This is a genomic window from Streptomyces sp. NPDC005485 (assembly GCF_040606085.1).
Classification (GTDB): Bacteria; Actinomycetota; Actinomycetes; order Streptomycetales; family Streptomycetaceae; genus Streptomyces.
Window position 1 is genome coordinate 1 of sequence record NZ_JBEXDZ010000136.1, and the last position, 25,581, is coordinate 25,581.

Genomic DNA, 25,581 nt, shown 5'->3' on the forward strand with positions numbered 1-25,581 from the left:
CCTTCCGGTGCCGGGCCCCTTCCTCTGTGCCGGCCCCTCCGGACCCTCAACCGGAGAAGCCGACGTGCGCGAGCCGCAGCGGGCCGCGCAGCCTGAGGTGGACGTCGTGCACATCGACGGCGGTGAAGCCGGTGTCGACGGTGGTCGTGCGGTAGTCGTAGGGGCCCTCGGTGGTCGGCAGGGTCACCGTGAGCAGCGACTCGCCGCCGTCCAGGGCGAGTTCCAGGACTCCCTCGCCGGCCGCCTCGACCGTGAGGCGCCCGGCGCCGGTCCCGAAGTCGCAGTTGCGGAAGACCAGTTCGCCCGTGCCGCCGTCCACCGGTGTCACCGCGTCGCCCGACACCTTCGTACGGTCGACGATCTCCGTGCCTGTCTGGTCGTCGAAGTCGGCTGCCGCCAGGCCGAGTTCGCGCACCGGGCGCGGGGAGCCCGGAGTGCCGTCGAGGTCGATAGTCGTACGGAGACGGATGTCCTCGCTCGACGCGCCCGCCAGGAGTTCGTACCCGCCCGGCTCCAGCCGCCAGGTGCCGTGCGCGACGTCCCAGAACGCGAAGGCGGAGAGCGGGAGTTCGAAGGTCAGGTCCGCCGAGGCGCCCGGGGCCAGGTGGACGCGCCGGTGGGCGACGAGTTCGCGGCGGGGGCGGGGCGCGGAGGGGTCGACGGCGCGGGTGTAGAGCTGGGCGACCTCGTCGGCGGGTACGGCGCCGGTGTTGATGACCGTGAAGGACACCGCCAACCGGTCGCCGTTCACTGAGGTGTTGAGGTTCCCGTACGTGAACTTCGCGTACGACAGGCCGTGTCCGAACGGGAACAGCGGCGTGCCCTCGAAGTACAGATACGTCTGCCGGGCGCCGATCACGTCGTAGTCGAGGAGGTCCGGCAGGTCCTCGTCGGCGGCGTACCAGGTCTGCGGGAGGCGGCCCGCGGGGGAGACGTCGCCGGCCAGGACCCGGGCGAGTGCCGTCCCCGCGGCCTGACCGCCGTGCGCCGTCCACAGGGCGGCGGGCAGGTCCGTGACATCCAGCGCGTACGGATACGCGGAGACCAGGGCCACGGCCGTGTTCGGGTTCGCGGTGCGGGCGGCGCGCAGCAGGCGTTCCTGGTGGGCGGGCAGGCGCAGCGTCGTGCGGTCCTCCGTCTCGCGGCCGTTGATGTGCGGGTCGTTGCCCGCCACGACCAGGACGACGTCCGCCGCGGCCGCCGCGCGGGCCACCGCCTCCTCGCCGCGCTCCGTGATCTCCAGCTCGAAGATTTCCGCGTTCCCGTCGGCAACCTTCACGCCGTCGGCGGCGACAGAGACGTGCCTACCCGTCCCGAGGTGCTTGAGGAGGTGGCCGGTCGCGTGGGTTTGGGAGGGTTCGAGGCGGAAGGTCTCCTGGACGACCCAGCCGCCGGGCTGGTCCGCCGAGGCGCGGACGTAGCCGTCGTCGGCGACCGAGAGGTAGCGGCCGTCGGGCGCGCGGAGCGTCAGCACGCCCTCGCCCCAGTCGATCAGCGCGAGTTCGCTTCCGGTGGCGTCTGCGGTGAGCGGGGGCAGGTCCGTGCGCCCCGCGAGGAGCGCCGGGTCGAGGGCCCCCTCGGCGCCGCGCACCTCGTCGGCCGACTCCTCGGCCGCCGGGACCCTCAGATACGTACCGGACGACGTCTTCAGCCGGATGCGGTCCACGCCCTCCGCGAAGTCGACCCGGTCGGCGCCGAAACGCTCGTACAGGCCTTCGAGCGGGGTGGAGCGGTGCAGCAGCGAGCCGCTGTACCAGTCGAGCTTGCACTCGTCGGCGAGCAGGCCGACCACGGCGACACGGGTGTCCGGCGCGAGCGGCAGCAGATCGTCGTTCCTGAGGAGGACGACCGCCTGCTCCGCGGCCTCCTGTGCGAGGGCGCGGTGCGCGGGGGTGTCGAAGTCCGCGGCGCCGGCGTACGGGTCCGCCTGCGGGTCGAACTCGCCGAGCCGGAAGCGGACCGAGAGCTGACGGCGGACCGCCGCGTCGATGTCGGCCTCGCTCAACAGGCCCTGGACCAGGGCGCCCTGGACACGTTTGATGATCTTCGAGCTGTCCGTGCCGTGGTCGGTGAAGCTGTCGACCCCGGCGAGGACCGCCGCCGCGGTCGCCTCCTCGTGCGTGTCGAAGTAGTGCTCGGAGTCGACCAGGTTGGAGGGGGCGCCCGCGTCCGAGCAGACCAGGAGCTCCTCGTCCGTCCAGGTGCGCAGGTGCTCGCGCAGATACGGCGAGACGTGGTTGGGGCGGCCGTTGACCAGGTTGTACGCCGGCATCACCCCGGCCACCGCGCCCGCCTCGACCGTCTCGCGGAAGGCGCGCAGATCGTACTCGTGCAGCACCCGCGGGCGGACCGAGGAGGACGTGACGTCGCGGCCCGTCTCGTTGTTGTGCGCGAGCCAGTGCTTGAGGACGGGGGCCGTGCGCCAGTACGTCGGGTGGTCGCCGCGCAGGCCCCGGGTGTAGGCGGTGGCGATGGCCGAGGTCAGCTTCGGGTCCTCCGAGTAGCCCTCCTCGCCCCGGCCCCACAGCGGGTGGCGCAGCAGATTGACCGTGGGGGCCCAGACGTTGAGGCCGACACGGTCGTCGCGGGCCCGCATGGCGCGGACCTCCGTCGACACGGCCTCGCCTACCCGGCGTACGAGATCGTCGTTCCAGGTCGCGCCCAGGCCCACGGCTTGCGGGAACACGGTTGCCGGGCCCATCCAGGCCACCCCGTGCAGCGCCTCCTGACCGGTGCGGAAGGCGGCGATGCCCAGACGCTCCACGGCGGGCGCGAACTGGTGCAGGAGCGCGATCCGTTCGTCGAGCGTGAGCCGCGACAGAAGGTCGTCGATGCGCTTCGCGAAAGGCAGCTGCTGATCGCGGAAAGGTGGCGTGGGCGGCGTTTGTGCGGTCACGTGGGGATCCCTTTGCGATGGAGCGGGGAGACTCTTTCGAAGCGCTTCGATGCTCATTCGACTGAGGGGTGGGTGTCAAGAGACCTCGGCGCAACAACTCCGTTTCCTCTCCGTGATTTCAGGCGGCAGGCCGAACTGGTCCAGTCCTCCATACCTCCGAGGAATGTTGGGAGCGAGTCTTGTGCACCCCCAGGTGTTCACTTAACCTCGCAGCAACATCGAAGCGCTTCGACTACTCGAACTGCCCGGCTGGGGTGCGCAAGCCCCGGTATGCGTCGAAGGACCGCTTCGGCTCAGCCAGTTCCACTCAAGACACCGCAGCCGACGGCTCCTCCGCCGGGTGTCCTGCTGTGCGCCACGAAGGGTTGACGCAATGACGCCGAACTCCGCCCCCTCCGCTCCCAGTCGGAGAAGCTTCCTCGCCTCCACGGCGGTCGCCGCGGCCGCCGTGGCCGGGGGAATGCCGCTGCTCGCCGCCTGCGGCGGTTCGGACGGCGGTTCGCGGGACGGCACCACGTCGGGCAAGGACGCCAAGAAGCTCCTGCCGGCCTACGTCGCGAGCAATGTGGTGACGCCGGACATCCCCGCCAAGAACGGCTCCGCGATCGGCTTCACCAGCAAGCTGGACCTCGCGGGGCTGAAGACGTCGGTGCCCAAGAAGCTCGGCAAGGGCGGCAAGATCACGATCATGTCGCCGTTCTGGGGTTCCCCGCCCAAGAGCGGCAACGCCTACTACAAGGGCATGAACGCCCTCACCGGTGTCGACGTCACCTGGCAGAACCAGGACGGCAACACCTACGAGCAGAAGCTCGGCGCGGTGCTCGCCTCCAGCGACGTCCCGGACGTGGTGGTCGTCCCCGGCTGGAACATGAACGGCAAGATACCCACCGCCGTCATCAGCAAGTTCGCCGACCTCGGCCCCTACCTCTCCGGCGACGCGGTCAAGGAGTTCCCGAACCTCGCCGCGATCCCCACGGACGCCTGGCGGCGCTCCATCTTCGGCGGCAAGCTGCGCGGCCTGCCGATGCCGGCCCCCTGGGCCCCCAGCATCGTGCCCCTGTACCGCCAGGACATCTTCGAGAAGAAGGGCTACGAACTCCCCAAGTCCTGCGACGAGTTCATGGCCCTGGCCAAGGAGATCACCAACGCCAAGGCCAAGCGCTGGGCCTGCCTGGACATGAAGTGGACCGCCTTCCAGGCCTTCGGAGTGCTCTCCGGCAGCGAGAAGCCGCTCGGCTGGAACCTGGTCGACGGCAAGCTCATCTACCGCATCGAGACCGACGAGTACCTGGAAGCGCTGGCGTGGTCCCGCAAGCTCTTCGAGGCGGGGGTCGTCCACCCGGACTCCAAGATGGGCAAGAACGCCCCCGACCCGGGACCCAAGTTCGCGGCGGGCGAGTTCCTCATCTACCCCAACAACATCTCCCAGTGGTGGAGCCGCACCGCCGAACAGGCCACCCAGAACCCGGACTTCAAGATCTGGGGGATGGACGTCTGGGGCCATGACGGCGGCAACCCCACCATGTGGGCCGAACAGCCCGCAGGCATCTTCGCCTTCATCAACAAGAAGGCCTCCGAGTCGGTCATCCGCGACGTGCTCGCCGTCGCCAACGTCACCGCGGCGCCGTACGGCACCAAGGAGTACATGATGACCAACTACGGCGTGGAGGGCACCCACTACACCGTCAAGGACGGCGTCCCCACCAAGACCGACCAGGGCAACATCGACGTGATGAACGCCTTCGTCATGGTGGCGAGCCCCGCGGCCACCATCGCGCACCCCGACTTCCCCGAGGTCGCCAAGGGGCAGGTCGAGTGGCAGCAGCGGATGGGTGCCTTCACCAAGAAGTCGTCCTTCTACGGCATGCAGATCACCGAGCCGAACCGCTACACCAACCTCTCCAACGACTTCGAGCAGCTGGAGGACGACATCGTCCGCGGCCGCAAGAAGATCAGTGACATGCAGCAGGCCGTCTCCGACTGGAAGAGCAAGGGCGGCGACAAGCTGCGCGACTGGTACAAGAAGATCCTCGACGACAACGGCTCCGCGGCCAACTGACCGGGCATCGAGGCGAGGAGAACGGCCGTGTCCCACAGCACGGTGCCTCGGAGCAGGGCCGAGGCCGACACAACGGAGAAGACCCCGGTGGCGCCCGGCGGCGCCACCGGTCCCCGGCGCGCGCGACGGCCGGGAAAGCTGAGTCTGCGGCTCAGGTTCAGACGCGACCGCGTCCTGCTCCTGATGGTGCTGCCGGCCGTCGTGCTGATCCTGCTCTTCAACTACGTGCCGATCCTCGGCAACGTGGTCGCGTTCCAGGACTACGACCCGTACATCAGCGACAACGGCGTCATGTCCATGCTGCACAGCCCCTGGGTGGGTCTGGAGAACTTCCAGCGGATCTTCGAGGACTCCGCCTTCTGGAGCGCCGTCCAGAACACCCTGGTGCTCTTCTTCCTCCAGCTCGTGCTGTTCTTCCCCATCCCGATCGTGCTCGCCCTGCTCATCAACAGCGTGGTCAGGCCCCGGGTGCGGGCCTTCGCACAGGCCGTCCTCTATCTGCCGCACTTTTTCTCGTGGGTGCTGGTCATCTCGGTCTTCCAGCAGCTGCTGGGCGGCGCCGGGCTGCTCTCGCAACTGCTGCGCCAGCACGGCTACGACGGCCTCGACATCATGACCGACCCCAGCACCTTCAAGTTCCTGGTCACCGCGCAGTCCGTGTGGAAGGACGCCGGCTGGGGGATCATCGTCTTCCTCGCCGCGCTGGCGTCGGTGAGCCCGGACCTGTACGAGGCCGCCGCGATGGACGGCGCGGGACGCTGGCGCCGCATGTGGCACGTCACGCTGCCCGCGCTGCGCCCGATGATCGCCCTGCTGCTGGTGCTGCGCGTCGGTGACGCCCTCACCGTCGGCTTCGAACAGATCCTGCTGCAACGCGACGCGGTGGGACCGGGCGCCTCGGAGGTCCTGGACACCTTCGTGTGGTGGAACGGCGTCCGCAACCAGGACTTCGGTTACGCGGCAGCCGCCGGACTCGTCAAGGGCGTCGTCAGCATCGGCCTGGTCCTCGCCGCGAACAAAGTGGCCCATCTCATGGGCGAGCAGGGGGTGTACAAGAAGTGACCGCCGTCATCGACAAGCCCGTCGAGCCCGTGCGCGAGCCCGGCCGGTGGGCCGCGCCGCCCCGGCCGGTGTGGGAGGAGGAGCCCGGCAAGGCCGGTCTGGCGGGCAAGGGTCTGGTCCTGACCCTCGCCTGCGTGGGGATCCTCTTCCCGCTCTGGATCGTGATCGTCACCAGCCTCTCCTCGCGCAGGACCATCGACGAGGCCGGCGGCCTGGTGATGGTGCCCAAGAGCATCACCTTCATCGCCTACCGGGAACTGCTCAGCGGCGGCCAGGTCACCCGCGCGGCGGTCATCAGCATCCTCATCACCCTGGTCGGCACGGCCTTCTCGATGACGGTGTCCGTCCTGTGCGCGTACGGACTGTCCCGCATCGGCTCGCTCGGCCACCGCTGGATCCTGATGCTGCTGCTGGCGACCATGTTCTTCAGCGCCGGTCTCATCCCGACCTATCTGCTGGTGCAGACCCTCGGTCTGATGGACAGCTATCTCGCGCTGATCCTGCCGAGCGCGATCAGCGTCTTCAACATCCTGGTGCTGCGCGGGTTCTTCATGAGCATCTCGCCGGAGCTCACCGACAGCGCCCGCATCGACGGCGCCGGTGACTTCCGCATCCTGTGGCAGATCATCATGCCGCTCTCGCGTGCCGTCCTCGCGGTGATCACGCTGTTCTACGCGGTCGGCTACTGGAGTGCCTGGTTCAACGCCTCGCTCTACCTCAACGACCAGGACATGATGCCGCTGCAGAACGTCATGATCCAGCTCGTCCAGAAGCAGCAGGCGCCCGTCGGTATGGGCCAGGCCATCAAGACCGGTCAACTGTCCGGGCTGGCCGTCCAGATGGCCGTCATGGTCATGGCGCTGCTGCCGGTCGCCGTCCTCTCGCCCTTCGTCCAGCGGCACTTCAAGAAGGGCATGCTCACCGGCGCGATCAAGGGCTGACCCGTGCCCGCCCGTTCTCCCCGGCCCTCACAGCTCCGCCGCGGCCGACCTGCTCCTGACCGGCGGTCGGCCGCGGCGGTCCCAAAGCCACGGGGGTGCCCCCTCGGTTCGCGGCTGCGGGTTCGCCGTGGCTTGTCGCGCAGTTCCTCGCGCCCCTGAAGGGGCTCTCTTCCCCCCTACGTCACAACGAGCCCTCCCGCTCCCGCACAGCAGTCGTACCACCGGGCCGCCGCACCTGCCGTGCCGGCCTTCGGACTTCCTCCGGGCACGAACGCTCGACCTGCGCGCCGGAGAAGACTGCGTTCTCGATCCGGGGCCGCAGTAGCACCCGCATTTCCCCCCACCCATGGAAGGGACACCATGGCAACACGAACGTTGGGCAAGGTCGCCAAGGCTCTGCTGGCTCCCGCACTCGCCCTCGGCGCCACCATCGGCCTCGCCTCGGCCCCCGCCTCCGCGGCGGTCTGGTCCTCCTGCGACCAGTGGGGCAACACCAGCCTGAACGGCTACACCCTCTACAACAACATCTGGGGCTCCGGCGCCGGCAGCCAGTGCATCTGGGCCAACTCCGGCACCAACTGGGGCGTCAACGCCAACCACCCCAACACCGGTGGCATCAAGTCGTACCCGAACTCCAAGAAGGTGGTCAACAAGTCGATCACCTCGCTCGGTTCGCTCAGCAGCAGCTACAACGTCTCCGTCCCGTCCTCCGGCGCGTACAACACGTCGTACGACATCTGGGACACCGACTACGACTACGAGATCATGCTCTGGGTCAACAAGACCGGCGCCGTCGGGCCGCTCGGCACCTCGCAGGGCAACCTGACGCTCGGCGGTCACACCTGGACCGTGTACAAGGGCAACAACGGTGCGAACGAGGTCTTCTCCTTCGTGCGCACCTCCAACTCCACCTCCGGCACCGTGAACATCCTGCCGATCCTCAAGTGGATCAAGGACACCAAGCACTGGTTCGGCAACGAGACCATCGGCGACGTGCAGTTCGGCTACGAGATCACGTCCTCGTCCGGCGGCCTCAACTTCACCACCAACAACCTGACGGTCAGCAGTAGTTGAGTCAGGGGGAGCCGTTCCGGCGGATCGCCGGGGCGGCTCCCCGCCCGTCCGGGGGGCGTGGCTACTCCGCCACGGGCAGCCGCGCCCCGTCCCGCAGGAACAGCGGGATGCGGTCCAGCGGGGCATCCACGGTGACCGTGCTGCCCCCGTCGTACGACGCCCCCGTCCACGCGTCCGTCCACGTGGCGCCGGCCGGAAGGTACGTCGTGCGGGCCGTGGCTCCTGCCGTCAGCACGGGGGCCACCAGCAGGTCCCGGCCGAAGAGGTACGCGTCGTCCACCGACCAGGCCGCCTGGTCCGCGGGGAACTCCAGGAACAGCGGGCGCATCACCGGCAGACCCTCCTCGTGGGCCTCGCGCATCACGTCCAGGACATACGGCTTCAGGCGCTCGCGCAGCCGCAGGTACTTCTCCAGGATCGCGCCGGCCTCCTCGCCGTACGACCAGACCTCGTTGGGGCCGCCGGTCATCTCCGGGCCCAGCGGCGTGCCGGGGTCGCGGAAGCCGTGCAGGCGCATCAGCGGGGACAGCGCGCCGAACTGGAACCAGCGGACCATGACTTCGCGGTACGCGGGGTCGTCCGGGTCACCGCCGTGGAAGCCGCCGATGTCGGTGTTCCACCAGGGGATGCCGGACAGCGCGGTGTTGAGGCCGGCGGCGATCTGCCGGCGCAGCGTCGCGAAGTCCGTACCGATGTCGCCGGACCACAGGGCCGCGCCGTAGCGCTGACTGCCCGCCCACGCCGAGCGGTTGAGCGTGACGATCTCCGTCTCGCCCTCGGCGATCATGCCCTCGTAGAAGGTGCGGGCGTTCTCGCGCGGATACATGTTGCCGACCTCCAGGCCGGGGCCCGCCCAGTAGCGCAGGTTCTCCTGGAAGCCGGGCTTCAGCTCGGGCTCGCAGGCGTCCAGCCAGAAGGCGTCGATCCCGTACGGCTGCAGGTAGTTGTCGCGGACCTTCGACCACATGAAGTCGCGGGCCTCGGGGTTCGTGGCGTCGTAGAAGGCGACCTGGACGGTCGAGGCGACCTCCTTGTCGGGCCAGTCGGCGTGCGCCATCGGGCCGTACTGCGTGCCGATGAAGTGGCCCCGCTGCTCCATGAGCTGGTGGTTCTCGGAGAGCGGTGACACGGACGGCCAGACCGACACGACCAGCTTGACGCCCATCTCCCGCAGCTCGGCCTGCATCGCCGCCGGGTCGGGCCACTCCGCCGGGTCGAACTTCCAGTCGCCCAGATGCGTCCAGTGGAAGAAGTCGCAGACGATGACGCTCAGGGGCAGGCCGCGCCGCTTGTACTCCCGGGCCACGGCGAGGAGTTCGTCCTGTGTGCGGTAGCGCAGCTTGCACTGCCAAAAGCCCGCGGCCCACTCGGGCAGCATCGGCGTACGGCCGGTGACGGCGCTGTAGCGGCGCTGGCCGTCGGCCGGGGCGCCCGCGGTGATCCAGTAGTCGATCTGGCGCGCCGAGTCCGCCACCCAGCGCGTGCCGTTGTCCGCCAGCTCGACACGGCCGATCGCCGGGCTGTTCCACAGCAGCGTGTAGCCGCGGCTGGAGGTGAGGACCGGGATGCTCACCTCGGCGTTGCGCTGGACGAGGTCGAGGACCGTGCCCTTCTGGTCCAGACGGCCGTGCTGGTGCTGGCCGAGGCCGAACAGCTTCTCGCCCTCGTAGGCGGCGAAGCGCTGCTCCAGGCGGTGGTAGCCGTTGCCGACCGGCGTGTACAGGCGCGGGCCGGGCCACCAGAAGTGGGCGCGTGCCTCGGTGAGGAGTTCGGTTCCGTCGTCGGTGCGCACGAACCGTATGAGGCCCTCGGCGCTGACCTCGACGGTGAGCGCGCCGACCGTCAGCGTTCCCCATCCGTCCTCGATCTTGACGGTGGCCGCGGCGGCGGGCGCCTCGTCGAGGAGCGCGCCGGGCAGGCTCTCGACCACCGGGCCGCCGAGCCGCGCCCGGACCCGGACCGCGTCAGGACCCCAGGGCTCGATACGGACGGTCTCCTGCCGGCCGCTCCACTCCAGCGCGCCGTCGCGCTCGCGGAACGTGCCGAGGGTCGGGGAGGACTGGGCGAGGCTGACCTGAGGCTGGATTTCGGCAGGCAGATTCACGGCGGGTGCTCCTGAGGGAGTCGAGGCAGGGAACTCAGGCGGAGGAGACGAAGGCAGCGGAGGGCAGGCAGGGGTGCCGCCTGCCGGGCGCGTGGTTCAGGAGGGGCGGGCGGGGCGGGCGAGAGGTGAAGCCGCCCTCGCGGGGTGGCGGCGGGTGCGGACCAGGGGGTGTTTTGGAAGTCCTGTGCGGTGCCCGCGGTGTTCGGTGCGTGCCCTCGGCGTGCCGGCCGAAGGCTCTCGTACTGGACGTACTTGGGGTTTCGGCCGGTGCGGCGAGGGTGCGTGCCGGGTGCCGTGGGTGCTGTGCGGGACTTTCAAAACACCCCCTAGGACGCGGAAGGGGCCGGTCCCGAACTCGCGCGGACGGTCAACTCCGGGGCGATCAGCACGACTTCGTCCTTGCCGCGCTCGTCGAGCTTGGCCACGAGGTGCTCCACCGCGTGCCGGCCCATCTCCTGCGCGGGGATGGCGACCGAGGTGAGCCGCACCGAGGCCTGGACGGCGACCTGGTCCGGGCAGATCGCGATCACGGAGACGTCCTCGGGCACCGCGCGGCCCTGCTGGCGCAGCAGCGCGAGCAGCGGCTCGACCGCGGACTCGTTCTGTACGACGAACCCCGTGGTGTTCGGGCGTTCGTCGAGGACCCGCGCGAGGGTCACGGCCATCGCGTCGTACCCGCCCTCGCAGGGGCGGTGCAGCACGCGCAGGCCCAACTCCCGGGAGCGGGAGCGCAGTCCGTCGAGAGTGCGCTCGGCGAAGCCGGTGTGCCGCTCGTACACCGCGGGCGCCTCGCCGATGACAGCGATGTCACGGTGGCCGAGGACCGCCAGGTGTTCGGCACACAGCGCCCCCGTCGCGCCGAAGTCGAGGTCGACGCAGGTCAGCCCCGTGGTGTCGGCGGGGAGACCGATGAGCACGGACGGCTGGTCGGTGCCGCGCAGCAACGGCAGCCGCTCGTCGTCGAGTTCGACGTCCATCAGGATCATCCCGTCGGCGAGCCCGCTGCCGGTGACGCGGCGCACGGCATCGGGACCCTCCTCGCCGGTGAGCAGCAGTACGTCGTACCCGTGCGCGCGGGCCGTCGTCGCCACCGCGATGGCGATCTCCATCATCACGGGGACGTACATGTCGGTGCGGAGCGGAACCATCAGCGCGATGATGTTGGACCGGCTGCTCGCCAGGGCCCGGGCGCCCGCGTTGGGGTGATAGCCCAGCTCCTGGATGCTCCGCTCGACCCGCTGCCGGGTACCCGCGGAGATGGACCGCTTGCCGCTGAGCACATAGCTCACCGTGCTCGCCGAGACTCCGGCGTGCTGGGCGACCTCGGCGAGGGTGACCATCCAGCTCTCCATGCGTGTGTGAAGCGCTTCGACAGAGTGCGCTGCGGATAACGGGTGTGAGGGTGGCTTGACAGTAGCTCGACGGGTGGTGGGTGTCCATAGGTTGTCGAAGCGCTTCGACAATCAATTTCCGTACGACGTTTCCGGCCGTCTCCGTAAGTACGGTCGGGCGGCGACGAAGTACGCGGCACCCTCTTCGTGGCCCGGCATCCACTGAAAGGACGTACGCGAACCGTCCCCCGGAAGGACCCCATATGCAACACCGCCGTCCCCGTTTCCTTCACGTTTCGAGCCGCCCGGACATCAAGGCGTCCTCGGTGGGCATCGGCTGATCGGCGCGCGAGGACTGGTGGGGTCGCCCCGAATCGGGTACATACGATCGGGTAGCACCGGTCGGTAACGTACTTCCGCAGGATCGGCGTACATCCGCATGATCGACGTACAGGCCCAAGATCCCTATTCGCGGCGAGGTGACCCTCATGTCCGCAACACCCCATCAGCCCACGGTCACGGAACGTGAGGCCCGACAGGTCGCCGAGGCCGCGCGCGAACAGGACTGGCGCAAGCCCAGTTTCGCGAAGGAGCTGTTCCTCGGCCGCTTCCGGCTCGACCTGATCCACCCGCACCCCATGCCCCCGGACGAGGACGCACAGCGCGGTGAGGAGTTCCTCGCCAAGCTGCGCGACTTCTGCGAGACGAAGGTCGACGGCGCCCTGATCGAGCGCGAGGCCCGGATCCCGGACGAGGTGATCACCGGTCTCAAGGAGATCGGCGCCCTCGGCATGAAGATCGACACCAAGTACGGCGGCCTCGGCCTCACCCAGGTGTACTACAACAAGGCACTCGCGCTGGCGGGCTCGGCCAGCCCCGCGATCGGTGTCCTGCTCTCGGCCCATCAGTCGATCGGCGTACCGCAGCCGCTGAAGTTGTTCGGCACGCAGGAACAGCGCGACCAGTTCCTGCCGCGCTGCGCCCGCACCGACATCAGCGCCTTCCTGCTGACCGAGCCGGACGTGGGCTCCGACCCGGCCAGGCTCGCCACGACGGCGATCCCGGAAGGCGACGACTACGTCCTCGACGGGGTGAAGCTCTGGACCACCAACGGCGTGGTCGCCGACCTCCTCGTCGTCATGGCACGCGTCCCGAAGTCCGAGGGCCACAAGGGCGGCATCACCGCCTTCGTCGTGGAGACGAACTCGTCCGGCATCACCGTGGAGAACCGCAACGCCTTCATGGGCCTGCGCGGCATCGAGAACGGCGTCACCCGCTTCCACCAGGTCCGGGTCCCCGCCGCCAACCGCATCGGTCCCGAGGGCGCCGGCCTGAAGATCGCCCTGACCACGCTCAACACCGGACGCCTCTCGCTGCCCGCGTCGTGCGTCGCGGCCGGCAAATGGTGCCTGAAGATCGCCCGCGAGTGGTCGGCGGCGCGTGAGCAGTGGGGCAAGCCGGTCGCCCACCACGAGGCGGTCGGCGCGAAGATCTCCTTCATCGCGGCCACCACCTTCGCCCTGGAGGCCGTTCTCGACCTGTCCTCGCAGATGGCCGACGAGGACCGCAACGACATCCGCATCGAGGGCGCGCTCGCCAAGCTGTACGCCTCCGAGATGGCCTGGCTGATGGCCGACGAACTCGTGCAGATCCGCGGCGGCCGGGGCTTCGAGACCGCCGAGTCCCTCGCCGCCCGCGGCGAACGCGCGATCCCCGCCGAGCAGATCCTGCGCGACCTGCGCATCAACCGCATCTTCGAGGGCTCCACGGAGATCATGCACCTGCTGATCGCCCGCGAGGCCGTCGACGCCCACCTGTCGGTCGCGGGAGACCTGATCGACCCCGAGAAGTCCCTCTCCGACAAGGCCAAGGCGGGCGCGGGCGCCGGTCTGTTCTACGCCAAGTGGCTGCCGAAGCTGGTCGCGGGAGCCGGTCAACTCCCGGGCGCGTACGGCGACTTCCACCCGGACGGGCATGTCGACCTGTCGGGGCACCTGCGCTTCGTCGAGCGCACCGCCCGCAAGCTCGCCCGCTCCACCTTCTACGCCATGTCCCGCTGGCAGGGCCGGATGGAGACCAAGCAGGGATTCCTCGGCAGGATCGTCGACATCGGCGCCGAACTCTTCGCGATGAGCGCGGCCTGCGTCCGTGCCGAACTCCTGCGCACCACCGAGGACCACGGCCGCGAGGCCTACCAACTCGCCGACGTCTTCTGCCGTCAGGCCCGCATCCGCGTCGACGAACTCTTCGGCCGGTTGTGGACCAACACCGACGACCTCGACGGCAGGGTGGTCAGGGGCGTCCTGTCGGGCACCTACGAGTGGCTGGAGCACGGCATCATCGACCCGTCCGGCGAGGGCCCCTGGATCGCGGACGCCACGCCCGGACCGTCGAAACACGACAACCTCCACCGACCCATTCGGTGAATCCGGCCTCATCCGTCGGATTCTGCACCCGCAGGTGAAACGAGGGCCCTTTCGTCGACGTTTTCACAGGAATTCCCTGGAGCCCCGTCCGCCATTCCACTGCTTGCTGCACGGAAGTTGTGCGTCGACAATGAGTGGAATGGCGCCGGGAAAAGGACTTGAGGCGATCACCGGCAGGATCATGCGGGCCGGCGAGGGCCGGGTGCTGCGCAGACTGCAGCGCATCGCCGAACAGGTGGGCTTCCTGGCGGAGGAGTTCGAGGGGCTCAGCGACGAGGAACTCCAGGCCCTCACCCCGGAGTTCAGGCAGCGACACGAGAACGGCGAGAGCCTCGACGACCTGCTGCCCGAGGCCTTCGCCGCCATCCGCGAGGCGGCCCGCCGCACCCTCGGCATGCGCCACTTCGACGTCCAGGTCATGGGCGGCGCGGCCCTGCATCTCGGCAACATCGCCGAGATGCAGACCGGTGAGGGCAAAACCCTCGTCGCCACCCTGCCCGTTTATCTGAACGCCCTGTCCGGCAAGGGAGTTCACCTCGTCACGGTCAACGACTACCTCGCCGAACGTGACGCCGAGTGGATGGGCCGCGCCTACCGTTTCATGGGCCTGAGCGTCGGCGTCCTCAAGTCCGAGTCGACCCCGGCCCACCGGCGCGCCCAGTACGCCTGCGACATCACGTACGGCACCAACACCGAGTTCGGCTTCGACTACCTGCGCGACAACATGGCCTGGTCAAGGGACGAACTCGTGCAGCGCGGCCACCACTTCGCGATCGTCGACGAGGCCGACTCGATCCTCATCGACGAGGCCCGCACCCCCCTGATCATCTCCGGTCCGGCCGACCAGCCCACGCAGTGGTACGCGGCCTTCGCCAAGCTGGTGGAGCGCATGAAGGGCGTCCGCGTGCAGGAGGAGAACTTCACCACGCAGGCCGACAAGGACCACCTCGCCGAGCTGCGGGCCGGCCACGACTACGAGTACGACCCGAAGAAGCGCACCGTCGCGATCCTGGACCCCGGCGTGGAGTTCCTCCAGGACCAGCTGGGCATCGACAGCCTCTACGAGTCCGACCACACCCCGCTCATCGGGCATCTCAACAACGCGCTCAAGGCCAAGGAGCACTTCAGGAGGGACAAGGACTACGTCGTCGTGGACGGCGAGGTCCTCATCGTCGACGAGCACACCGGCCGTATCCTCGCCGGCCGCCGCTACAACGAGGGACTGCACCAGGCCATCGAGGCCAAGGAAGACGTGACGATCAAGGACGAGAACCAGACACTCGCCACGATCACCCTGCAGAACTTCTTCCGCCTCTACGAAAAGCTCGCCGGCATGACCGGCACCGCCATGACGGAGGCGGCCGAGTTCCACCAGATCTACAAGCTGCACGTGGTCCCGATCCCCACCAACCGGCCGATGGTCCGCCGCGACGACCCCGACCAGATCTACCGCACCGAGGAGGCGAAGTACGCCGCGATCCTGGCGGACATAGCGGAAAAGCACGAGCAGGGCCAGCCGATCCTGGTCGGCACCACCTCGGTCGAGAAGTCCGAGATCCTCTCCGCGCACCTGCGCGAACACGGCATCCGGCACGAGGTGCTCAACGCCAAGAACCACCAGCGCGAGGCCCAGATCGTGGCCCAGGCCGGCCGCAGGGGAGCGGTCACCGTGGCCACCAACATGGCGGGCCGCGGCACCGACATCATGCTCGGCGGCAACCCGGAGGCGATGGCGCTCGCCGGCCTCCCCGAGGACGCGGGCGAGGAGGACCGCCGGGCCGCCGTCGAACGCGTCGCGGCGAAGGCCGCCACCGAGCACGACGAGGTCAAGGAACTCGGCGGCCTCTACGTCCTCGGCACCGAGCGCCACGAGTCCCGGCGCATCGACAACCAGCTGCGCGGCCGCTCGGGCCGTCAGGGCGACCCGGGCGCCTCCCGCTTCTACCTCTCGCTCCAGGACGACCTGATGCGGCTCTTCCGCGCCCAGGTGGTGGACCGGGTGATGTCGATGGCGAACGTCCCCGACGACGTCCCCATCGAGAACAAGATGGTCACCCGCGCCATCGCCTCCGCCCAGTCGCAGCTGGAGGGGCAGCACTTCGAGTCCCGCAAGGACGTCCTGAAGTTCGACGAGGTCCTCAACCGGCAGCGCACCCTCATCTACGCCGAGCGCCGCCGCGTCCTCGCGGGCGAGGACCTGCGCGAACAGATCGTGCACTTCATGGACGACACGATCCGGGCGTACATCGGGCAGGAGACGAGCGAGGGCTTCGCCGAGGAATGGGACCTGGAGCGGCTGTGGGGCGCCCTCAGGCAGCTCTACCCGGTCCGGATCACCGTCGAGGAGCTGGAGGACGAGGCGGCCGGCCGCGAGAACCTCACCGTCGACCGCCTGCTCGACGCGGTCACGAACGACATCCACTGCCGCTACGAGGACCGGGAGGCGGAACTGGGCGCCGAGGCACTGCGCGACCTGGAGCGCCTGGTCGTCCTCTCCGTCCTCGACCGCAAATGGCGCGAGCACCTCTACGAGATGGATTACCTCCGCGACGGCATCGGCCTGCGCTGGACGCTCGGCCGCGAGCCGATCATCGAGTACGAGCGCGAGGGCTTCGACATGTACGGCGCGATGACGGACGCCATCAAGGAGGAGTCCGTCGGCTACGTCTTCAACCTGGACGCCGCGGCCCCGGGGACCGAGACCCGCCGTGCTCCCACCGACGGCCTGCACTTCACCGCCCCGACGCTGGACACCGCGGAGGGCGTCGTCGAGGGTGACTTCACGCCGCCCGGCGCCGAAACCGCCGACGCCGCCCGCCCCGACACCACCTCCTCCGCCAAGCCCCCCGACCCCGCCGGCAGTACCCGCGCCCCGGCCCGCCGCACCACCAAGTCGCGCAGACAGCGCCGTCGTAAGCGGTAGCCGGGAAGCCCCCTTTACCTGCCCCGGACGCTTTACGGCAACAATGGAGGGATGAGCGACAGTCCAGCCCCCCTCGCCGATCCGCATCTCGTCTTCGACCCCGTCGACGGGGACGGTCCGAGGGACGTGGTGATCCTCGGTTCCACCGGCTCGATCGGCACCCAGGCCATCGACCTCGTGCTGCGCAACCCCGACCGGTTCAGGGTCACCGGACTCTCCGCCGCCGGCGGCAGGGTCGCCCTCCTCGCCGAGCAGGCCCACCGCCTGCGGGTGCGCACGGTCGCCGTCGCCCGCGAGGACGTGCTACCGGCGCTGCGCGAGGCCCTGACGGCGCGCTACGGGACGGGGGAGCCGCTCCCCGAGATCCTCGCCGGAGCGGAGGCGGCCACTCACCTCGCCGCCTCCGACTGCCACACCGTGCTGAACGGAATCACGGGCTCCATCGGTCTCGCCCCGACCCTCGCCGCCCTGGAGGCGGGCCGCACCCTCGCGCTCGCCAACAAGGAGTCGCTCATCGTCGGCGGCCCGCTGGTGAAGGCGCTGGCCAAGCCCGGGCAGATCATCCCGGTCGACTCCGAGCACGCCGCCCTCTTCCAGGCCCTCGCCTCCGGCACCCGGGCCGACGTACGCAAACTCGTCGTCACCGCCTCCGGGGGCCCCTTCCGCGGACGTACGAAGGCCGAACTGGCGGACGTCACCCCCGAGGACGCCCTGAACCACCCCACCTGGGCCATGGGACCGGTCATCACCGTCAACTCCGCGACCCTCGTCAACAAGGGGCTCGAAGTCATCGAGGCGCACCTCCTCTACGACATTCCCTTCGAACGCATTGAGGTGGTGGTGCATCCCCAGTCGTATGTCCACTCGATGGTTGAGTTCACGGACGGATCGACGATGGCCCAGGCGACGCCCCCCGACATGCGCGGGCCGATCGCCATCGGGCTCGGCTGGCCCGAGCGCGTTCCCGACGCGGCGCCCGCTTTCGACTGGACCAAGGCGTCGAACTGGGAGTTCTTTCCCCTCGACAACGACGCGTTTCCGTCGGTCGGGCTCGCCCGGCACGTGGGGCGGCTCGCGGGCACGGCTCCGGCAGTGTTCAATGCCGCCAACGAGGAGTGCGTGGACGCGTTCCTGAACGGCGCGCTGCCGTTCAACGGGATCATGGAGACCGTCACGAGCGTGGTCGAGGAACACGGCAGCCCTCGAACGGGAACTTCCCTGACCGTCGCGGACGTCCTCGAAGCGGAGACCTGGGCGCGTGCCCGGGCCCGTGAGCTGACCAAGACCACAGCGCACACGACCGCGGAGGCCCGTGCATGACGACCCTGATGATGATCCTCGGCATAGTCGTCTTCGCGATCGGCCTGCTGGTCTCGATCGCCTGGCACGAGCTGGGGCATCTGTCGACGGCCAAGCTCTTCGGCATTCGCGTGCCGCAGTACATGGTCGGTTTCGGCCCGACCATCTGGTCGCGCAAGAAGGGCGACACCGAGTACGGCATCAAGGCGGTCCCGCTCGGCGGCTACATCCGCATGATCGGCATGTTCCCGCCCGGACCCGACGGCAAGATCGAGGCCCGCTCCACCTCCCCCTTCCGGGGCATGGTCGAGGACGCCAGGTCGGCCGCCTTCGAGGAGCTCCAGCCCGGCGACGAGACCCGCCTCTTCTACACACGCAAGCCGTGGAAGCGCGTCATCGTGATGTTCGCCGGCCCCTTCATGAACCTGATCCTCGCCGTCGCGATCTTCCTCGGCGTGATGATGACGTTCGGCGTCAACACCCAGACGACCACGGTCAGCACGGTCTCCCCATGTGTCATCCAGGCCAGCGAGAACCGCGACAAGTGCACCAAGAAGGACCCGGTCGCGCCCGCCATGGACGCGGGGGTCAAGCCCGGCGACAAGATCGTCGGCTTCAACGGCAAGGCCGTCCCCGACTGGTCCGCGCTCCAGTCCGACATCCGCGCCAACCCCGGCAAGGCCGTCACGCTCACCGTCGAGCGCAAGGGCAAGCAGCTCGACCTGACCGCCCACCTGGTCAAGAACCAGGTGAGCAAGACCGACGGCAGCGGCGGCTACGTGGAGGGCAAGTACGTGTACGCGGGCTGGCTCGGCTTCACCCCCGCCGCCGGCATCGTCGAGCAGTCCTTCGGCCAGTCCGTCGACCGTATGGGCGACATGATGCAGAACGGCGTCGAGTCGCTGATCTCGCTGCCGGGCAAGGTCCCCGACCTGTGGGACGCGGCCTTCGGTGACGGCCCGCGCAAGGCGGACTCCCCGATGGGCGTGGTCGGCGCGGCCCGCGTCGGCGGTGACGTCTTCACCCTCGACATCCCCGCGTCCCAGCAGATCGCGATGATGCTGATGCTCGTCGCGGGCTTCAACCTCTCCCTCTTCCTGTTCAACATGCTCCCGCTGCTGCCGTTGGACGGCGGGCACATCGCGGGTGCGCTCTGGGAGTCGCTGAGGCGGGGCGCGGCGAAGCTGCTGCGCCGCCCGGACCCGGGCCCGTTCGACGTCGCGAAGCTGATGCCGGTGGCCTACGTGGTGGCCGGAATCTTCGTCTGCTTCACGATCCTGGTGTTCATCGCGGACGTCGTTAACCCGGTGAAAATCTCCTAGCAGGAAACTGTTCGCAGCGGTCGGGCACGCTTTGTGTCCGGCCGCTCACTATTGAGTGGGTTTACCTGCGGGATGTGCTCGGCCGCGGGGCGGTGCCGTAATCTCGAGGCCTGGAGCCCACGATTCCGGGACCTTGATCCACAACTTGGGGTTGCACAGCAGATGACTGCGATTTCTCTCGGCATGCCGTCCGTTCCGACCAAGCTCGCCGAGCGCCGCAAGAGCCGGCAGATCCAGGTCGGAACCGTGGCCGTGGGTGGAGACGCACCCGTCTCGGTGCAGTCGATGACGACGACGCGTACCTCCGACATCGGGGCCACGCTTCAGCAGATCGCCGAACTGACGGCGTCCGGCTGCCAGATCGTCCGCGTCGCCTGCCCCACGCAGGACGACGCCGACGCGCTCGCCACCATCGCCCGAAAGTCCCAGATCCCGGTCATCGCGGACATCCACTTCCAGCCGAAGTACGTCTTCGCGGCGATCGACGCCGGCTGCGCGGCCGTCCGCGTGAACCCCGGCAACATCAAGCAGTTCGACGACCAGGTCAAGGAGATCGCGCGGGCCGCGAAGGACACCGGCACCCCGATCCGTATCGGCGTCAACGCGGGCTCCCTCGACAAGCGGCTCCTCCAGAAGTACGGCAAGGCCACCCCCGAGGCGCTCGTCGAGTCCGCCCTCTGGGAGTGCTCGCTCTTCGAGGAGCACGACTTCCGCGACATCAAGATCTCGGTCAAGCACAACGACCCGGTCATCATGGTCAACGCCTACCGCCAACTGGCCGCCGCCTGCGACTACCCCCTCCACCTCGGTGTCACCGAGGCGGGCCCCGCCTTCCAGGGCACCATCAAGTCGGCGGTCGCCTTCGGCGCGCTGCTCAGCGAGGGCATCGGCGACACGATCCGCGTCTCCCTGTCGGCGCCCCCCGTCGAAGAGGTCAAGGTCGGCCTCCAGATCCTCGAATCCCTCAACCTCAAGCAGCGCGGCCTGGAGATCGTCTCCTGCCCCTCCTGCGGTCGCGCCCAGGTCGACGTCTACAAGCTGGCCGAGGAGGTCACGGCAGGTCTCACCGGCATGGAGGTCCCGCTGCGCGTCGCGGTCATGGGCTGCGTCGTCAACGGCCCCGGCGAGGCCCGCGAGGCCGACCTCGGCGTCGCCTCCGGCAACGGCAAGGGCCAGATCTTCGTCAAGGGCGAGGTCATCAAGACCGTCCCCGAGTCGAAGATCGTCGAGACCCTGATCGAAGAGGCGATGAAGCTGGCCGAGCAGATGGAGGCCGAAGGCATCACGTCGGGCGAGCCTTCGGTGTCGGTGGCGGGCTGACCGGAAGGTCCCTCGGAACACGGGACGGGCACGGGCGGAGGGGGGCGGTGACAACCCCCTTCCGCGCAGGGCGGCGCAGCCAGTTTCCGCCAGGTACAGTGCGGAGATCAGCAGACCCCAGGGTGAGGGCCCCGCACGTGTTGACCCAGACGACCACCAGGGTCCTCGAACCGAGTGACCTGGACGCCGCGCTCGCAGTCCTCGACCGCGAGCCGGTCGCGAACGCTTTCGTCGCCTCCCGGGTGCAGGTCGCCGGCCTCGACCCGTGGCGCCTCGGCGGCGAGATGTGGGGCTGGTACGAGGACGGCATGCTGACGTCCCTCTGCTACGCCGGCGCGAACCTCGTCCCCATCTGCGCCACCCCACGCGCCGTCCGTGCCTTCGCCGACCGCGCCCGCCGCGCCGGTCGCCGCTGCTCCTCGGTCGTCGGCCCCGCCGAGGCCACCTCCCTCCTGTGGCGACTGCTGGAGCCCAGCTGGGGCCCCGCCCGGGACGTCCGCAGCAACCAGCCGCTGATGGTCACCGACCGGATGCCGACCGACATCGCCCCCGATCCGTACGTCCGCCGCATCCGCAAGGACGAGATGGAAACGATCATGCCGGCGTGCGTGGCGATGTTCACCGAGGAGGTCGGCGTCTCGCCGCTCGCCGGTGACGGCGGCCTCCTCTACCAGGCTCGGGTCGCCGAACTGGTCGGCGCCGGCCGCTCCTTCGCCCGCGTCGACCGGCACGGCAAGGTCGTCTTCAAGGCCGAGATCGGCGCCGCCACCCCGCGGGCCTGCCAGATCCAGGGCGTCTGGGTGGCCCCCGAGTACCGCGGCAAGGGCCTCGCCGCCCCCGGCATGGCGGCGGTCCTGCGCTATGCGCTGGCGGACGTGGCCCCGGTGGTGAGCCTGTACGTCAACGACTTCAACACCCCGGCGCGTGCCGCCTACCGGCGCGTGGGGTTCCAGGAGGTCGGGGCGTTCATGAGCGTCCTGTTCTGAGACAGGCCCTTTCCCGTACCCGAGAGTGCCGTTCAGACACACGAACATGGCCTGTAGTCTCCCCGGCATGCTGCGCTTTCCCGGCCAGGGCCACCGCAACCCCGACGACGTGGTCATCGGCCCCCTGGACCTCGCCGCCCGGGTCGACGAGGCGCTCGCCGTGCAGGCACTGGCCTTCGGGCTCGGCGCCGACGAGATCGCCGTACGCCGCCAGATCGTGCTGCGGCACCTCACCCACCCGGGAGCCCGCGCCCTCGGCGCCACCACCGGCGACGGACGGCTCGTCGGCTTCGTCTACGGCATGCCCAACGACCGTACGCACTGGTGGTCCACGGTCGTCGAGCCCTATCTGCGCGCCCAGGACCGCGACGGCTGGCTCGACGACTCGTTCGTGATCACCGAGCTGCACGTCCACCCGCGCTACCAGAACCACGGCATCGGCCGGACCCTCATCACCACCATCACGGACAGCGCCGCCGAACCCCGCTCGATCCTCTCGGCGATCGACACGGAGAGCCCCGCCCGAGGGCTCTACCGCTCGCTCGGCTACGAGGACCTGGCCAGGCAGGTCCTCTTCCCCAGCGCCCCGAAGCCGTACGCCGTGATGGGCGCCCCCCTGCCCCTGCGCCGTCGCTAACCGATTTCCGCCGGGATGGGCCGCCCGGCTAACCTCCTAGCCACCACCCTTACGCAGCAGGAGTCGAGAACCATGGCCCAGGTCCAGCGCATGTCCCGTTTGATGATCAAGACACTGCGTGACGACCCGGCGGACGCCGAGACGCTCAACCACAAGCTGCTGGTGCGCGCGGGCTTCGTGCGTCGCAGCGCGGCCGGCATCTGGTCCTGGCTGCCGCTGGGCATGAAGGTCCTGGAGAACGTCGCCCGCGTGGTCCGCGAGGAGATGGACGACATGGGCGGCCAGGAGGTCCTGCTGCCGGCCCTGCTGCCCAAGGAGCCCTACGAGGCGACCGGCCGCTGGGAGGAGTACGGCCCCGAGCTGTTCCGCCTCAAGGACCGCAAGGGCGCGGAGTACCTCCTCGGCCCGACCCACGAGGAGATCTTCACCCAGCTGGTCAAGGACCAGTGCTCGTCCTACAAGGACCTGCCCGTGATCCTCTACCAGATCCAGACGAAGTACCGCGACGAGGCCCGTCCGCGCGCGGGCATCCTGCGCGGCCGCGAGTTCCAGATGAAGGACTCGTACTCGTTCGACACCACCGACGAGGGCCTGGCGCAGTCGTACGCCCTGCACCGCGAGACGTACATCAAGATCTTCAACCGTCTCGGCCTGGACCACCGCATCGTCTCCGCCGTCTCCGGCGCCATGGGCGGCTCGGCCTCCGAGGAGTTCCTCGCCCCGGCCCCCGCCGGCGAGGACACCTTCGTCGACTGCCCGGCCTGCGACTACGCGGCCAACACCGAGGCCGTCACCTACGTGGCCCCGGCCGCCGAGGCCGTCGAGCACCCCGCGGTCGAGGAGCTGGACACCCCCGACACCCCGACCATCGAGTCCCTCGCCGAACTCCTCGGCGTCCAGGCCTCGGCGACCCTCAAAAACCTCCTGGTCAAGGTCGACGGCGAGATCGTCGCCGTCGGTGTCCCCGGTGACCGCGAGGTCGACCTCGGCAAGCTCGGCGAGCACCTCGCCCCGGCCGAGGTCGAGCTCGTCACGGCCGAGGACTTCGAGGGCCGCCCCGACCTCGTACGCGGCTACGTGGGCCCGCAGGGCCTGGACAAGGTCCGCTACATCGCCGACCCGCGCGTCGCCGCCGGCACCTCCTGGATCACCGGCGCCAACAAGGTCAACACGCACGCGAAGAACGTCGTCGCGGGCCGTGACTTCGAGGTCGACGACTACCTCGACGTCGTCGTGGTCGAGGCGGGCGACCCCTGCCCCAAGTGCGGCACCGGCCTCAGGCTGGACCGCGCCATCGAGATCGGCCACATCTTCCAGCTGGGCCGCAAGTACGCCGACGCCTTCCAGCTCGACGTGCTCGGCCAGAACGGCAAGCCGGTCCGCGTGACCATGGGCTCGTACGGCATCGGCGTCTCCCGTGCGGTCGCGGCGCTCGCCGAGCAGACCGCGGACGAGCAGGGCCTGTGCTGGCCCAAGGAGATCGCCCCCGCCGACGTCCACCTGGTGGCCGCGGGCAAGGCCCTGCAGACCGAACTGGCCCTCGACGTCGCCGAGAAGCTGGGCGCGGCGGGCGTGCGCGTCCTGGTCGACGACCGCGCGGGCGTCTCGCCGGGCGTGAAGTTCACCGACGCGGAGCTCATCGGCGTACCGCAGATCCTGGTCGCCGGCCGTCGCTCCGCCGAGGGTGTCCTGGAGCTGAAGGACCGCAAGACCGGCGAGCGCGAGGAGCTCACGGTCGACGAGGCGATCGCCCGCCTCACGGCCTGACGGCCCGCCGATCGGGCGGAGGGGTGCTTCTTTCGCCCCCTCCGCCCCTTCCCCGCCCGTGTTCCGGGGCGCCGCCCCTGGACCCCCGCTCCTCAGACGCCGGAGGGGCTGAATTTTCAGCCCCTTACAGCCACCCTGCGAACTCCAGCAGCAGTTCCGCGTCCTGGAGGCGGCCGACCCGCCGGGCCCGTACGCCCGACTCGACCGCCCGGAACAGCGTCCAGCCCCGCAGCCGTTCCTGGTCCACCTCCAGTGACTCGGCGAGCCGTTTCACCCGGCGCCGGGTGATCGACGCGCCGGACGGGGAGGCGATCAGGTCCTCCACCCGGTCGCGGACCAGCCGGGCCAGGTCGAACGCGCACTCGCCGACCACCGGGTCGGGGCCCACGGCCAGCCAGGGCATGCGCTCGCCGGCGAGCACCTTGCTCTGCCGGAAGGTGCCGTGCAGCAGCCGCTGCGCGGGAGGGTCGGCGAGCAGCTCCTCGCGGGCCGCGAGCGCCGTGTCCACCAGCGCCGCGACCTCGGCGTCGTCGCCGACGCCCGCCCGCATCGCCGCGGCCTGCCGCCCGGTCCGCTCTGCCACCGTCTCGAAGACATGAGCCGCGGGCGGCTCGACCCACAGCCGACGCAGCGTCCCCGCCGCCTCCAGCAGTGCCTTCGCCTCGGGCAGCGACCGCACCGACAGATCGGGCTGGAGCCGTTCCAGGAGGAGTACGCCTTCGGTGTCGCCGGGGTTGAGCAGCTGCACCGCGCCCCGGCCGTCCCAGTGGGCGAGCGCGGCCCGCTCGCTCGCCGGCCGGGCGCGCTCGGGCGCCAGCTTCAGCACGGCGGGTGTCCCGTCGATCAACCGCACCAGCACCACCAGGCTGCTGCGCCCGCCGGGCGCCTGCACCCGCTCGACGGTCAACTCGCGTAGATCCACGGCCTGTCGAGCCAGCTCCGGCAGCCTCTCCAGCCACTCGCCGGCGCCACCGACTCCGCCGTCGGACCCGTTGTGCCGCGTCTCGCCGAGTGCCCGCACGAGGCGCTGTGGCGGTTCGAAAGCCATACGCGAGATGTTCCCTTCGAGGTCGCGATGCGTGGGCGCTGCCCACACGTCGACTGCCCACGTGTGCGGTGTGTACATGTGCGGTGCGGTGCGGGCGTGTGCGGCGCGGCCATGTACAGCGTCGACATGTGCGACGCCTCTATGTCTGGCGTCTACGTGCCCGGTGCTGCCGACACGGAAGGCGCGCTCGTGGCTGTGTCCGTGCCCGTGGCCGCCGCCCGCTCGGCGAGACCAGGGAAGGCTACGCTCTCGCCGCTCCAGCGCACCGCCCGCACCGCCGCCTCCCGCAGCGCCTCGGCGGCCGTACGCCGCCGGTCGCCCGCTGAGGCCCGTACGAGGTCGGAGTACACCCCGGCCACCCGCTCCTCCAGCTCCGCGGCGAGCCG

The 25,581-nt window shown here is 69.6% G+C and carries 17 protein-coding genes; 12 read left to right on the forward strand and 5 right to left on the reverse strand.

Features of this window, described 5'->3' with window-relative positions; genetic code table 11:
- Nucleotides 1–46: 46 nt before the first annotated feature.
- Entirely contained in the window at nucleotides 47–2,896 is a 2,850-nt protein-coding gene (locus ABZS97_RS33435; RefSeq protein WP_356143898.1) for a glycoside hydrolase family 3 C-terminal domain-containing protein, read from the reverse strand.
- A gap of 373 nt (nucleotides 2,897–3,269) precedes the next feature.
- On the opposite strand from ABZS97_RS33435, the gene ABZS97_RS33440 reads away from it, so the two are divergent.
- The 4 genes from ABZS97_RS33440 (at nucleotide 3,270) to ABZS97_RS33455 (ending at nucleotide 8,032) form a co-directional block, all read left to right on the forward strand.
- Entirely contained in the window at nucleotides 3,270–4,955 is a 1,686-nt protein-coding gene (locus ABZS97_RS33440; protein WP_356143900.1) for an extracellular solute-binding protein, read from the forward strand.
- A gap of 27 nt (nucleotides 4,956–4,982) precedes the next feature.
- Nucleotides 4,983–6,017 carry an ABC transporter permease subunit gene (locus tag ABZS97_RS33445; protein ID WP_356143902.1) on the forward strand — a complete coding sequence of 345 codons (1,035 nt, stop codon included), beginning with the start codon at nucleotides 4,983–4,985 and terminating at the stop codon, nucleotides 6,015–6,017.
- Entirely contained in the window at nucleotides 6,014–6,958 is a 945-nt protein-coding gene (locus ABZS97_RS33450; protein WP_356143904.1) for a carbohydrate ABC transporter permease, read from the forward strand. The genes ABZS97_RS33445 and ABZS97_RS33450 overlap by 4 nt, the downstream gene beginning before the upstream one ends.
- 360 nt (nucleotides 6,959–7,318) lie before the next feature.
- Nucleotides 7,319–8,032, forward strand: a complete 714-nt coding sequence (locus ABZS97_RS33455; RefSeq protein WP_356143906.1) for a hypothetical protein — start codon at nucleotides 7,319–7,321, stop codon at nucleotides 8,030–8,032.
- 61 nt (nucleotides 8,033–8,093) lie between these two features.
- Here the strand turns inward: ABZS97_RS33455 and ABZS97_RS33460 are convergent, their stop codons facing one another.
- Together ABZS97_RS33460 and ABZS97_RS33465 are read right to left on the reverse strand one after the other, a co-directional pair.
- Nucleotides 8,094–10,136, reverse strand: coding sequence for a TIM-barrel domain-containing protein (locus tag ABZS97_RS33460; protein ID WP_356143908.1), 2,043 nt, complete (start codon nucleotides 10,134–10,136; stop codon nucleotides 8,094–8,096).
- Nucleotides 10,137–10,462: 326 nt separating this feature from the next.
- Nucleotides 10,463–11,476: a LacI family DNA-binding transcriptional regulator gene (locus tag ABZS97_RS33465; protein ID WP_356143910.1), complete on the reverse strand. Its 1,014-nt coding sequence runs from the start codon at nucleotides 11,474–11,476 to the stop codon at nucleotides 10,463–10,465.
- 479 nt (nucleotides 11,477–11,955) lie between these two features.
- Between ABZS97_RS33465 and ABZS97_RS33470 the strand changes: the two genes are divergently transcribed.
- The 8 genes from ABZS97_RS33470 (at nucleotide 11,956) to ABZS97_RS33505 (ending at nucleotide 24,147) form a co-directional block, all read left to right on the forward strand.
- A complete protein-coding gene (locus ABZS97_RS33470; protein WP_356143911.1) occupies nucleotides 11,956–13,893 on the forward strand; it encodes an acyl-CoA dehydrogenase family protein in 1,938 nt (645 codons plus the stop codon).
- Between the two features lie 139 nt (nucleotides 13,894–14,032).
- On the forward strand, nucleotides 14,033–16,816 hold the full coding sequence (secA, locus tag ABZS97_RS33475; RefSeq protein ID WP_356143913.1) for a preprotein translocase subunit SecA: 2,784 nt from the start codon (nucleotides 14,033–14,035) through the stop codon (nucleotides 16,814–16,816).
- A 51-nt stretch (nucleotides 16,817–16,867) separates the two neighbouring features.
- Nucleotides 16,868–18,136 (forward strand): 1-deoxy-D-xylulose-5-phosphate reductoisomerase, encoded by a 1,269-nt coding sequence (dxr, locus tag ABZS97_RS33480; protein WP_356143915.1) that lies wholly within the window; start codon nucleotides 16,868–16,870, stop codon nucleotides 18,134–18,136.
- On the forward strand, nucleotides 18,133–19,437 hold the full coding sequence (locus tag ABZS97_RS33485; RefSeq protein ID WP_356143917.1) for a site-2 protease family protein: 1,305 nt from the start codon (nucleotides 18,133–18,135) through the stop codon (nucleotides 19,435–19,437). Before dxr ends, ABZS97_RS33485 begins: the two co-directional genes overlap by 4 nt.
- A gap of 162 nt (nucleotides 19,438–19,599) precedes the next feature.
- Complete coding sequence (gene ispG, locus ABZS97_RS33490; protein WP_356143919.1) at nucleotides 19,600–20,757, forward strand: flavodoxin-dependent (E)-4-hydroxy-3-methylbut-2-enyl-diphosphate synthase; 1,158 nt, start codon at nucleotides 19,600–19,602, stop codon at nucleotides 20,755–20,757.
- A gap of 137 nt (nucleotides 20,758–20,894) precedes the next feature.
- The gene (locus ABZS97_RS33495) at nucleotides 20,895–21,743 is read left to right on the forward strand and encodes a GNAT family N-acetyltransferase (RefSeq protein WP_356143921.1); all 849 of its coding nucleotides are present in this window, start codon (nucleotides 20,895–20,897) and stop codon (nucleotides 21,741–21,743) included.
- A 67-nt stretch (nucleotides 21,744–21,810) separates the two neighbouring features.
- Entirely contained in the window at nucleotides 21,811–22,380 is a 570-nt protein-coding gene (locus ABZS97_RS33500) for a GNAT family N-acetyltransferase (protein ID WP_356143925.1), read from the forward strand.
- Between the two features lie 72 nt (nucleotides 22,381–22,452).
- Complete coding sequence (locus ABZS97_RS33505) at nucleotides 22,453–24,147, forward strand: proline--tRNA ligase (protein ID WP_356143927.1); 1,695 nt, start codon at nucleotides 22,453–22,455, stop codon at nucleotides 24,145–24,147.
- Between the two features lie 124 nt (nucleotides 24,148–24,271).
- Here the strand turns inward: ABZS97_RS33505 and ABZS97_RS33510 are convergent, their stop codons facing one another.
- Complete coding sequence (locus ABZS97_RS33510; protein ID WP_356143929.1) at nucleotides 24,272–25,195, reverse strand: aminoglycoside phosphotransferase family protein; 924 nt, start codon at nucleotides 25,193–25,195, stop codon at nucleotides 24,272–24,274.
- Between the two features lie 152 nt (nucleotides 25,196–25,347).
- Nucleotides 25,348–25,581: DUF4439 domain-containing protein (locus ABZS97_RS33515; protein WP_356143931.1), on the reverse strand; the 234-nt coding region annotated here is incomplete at its 5' end.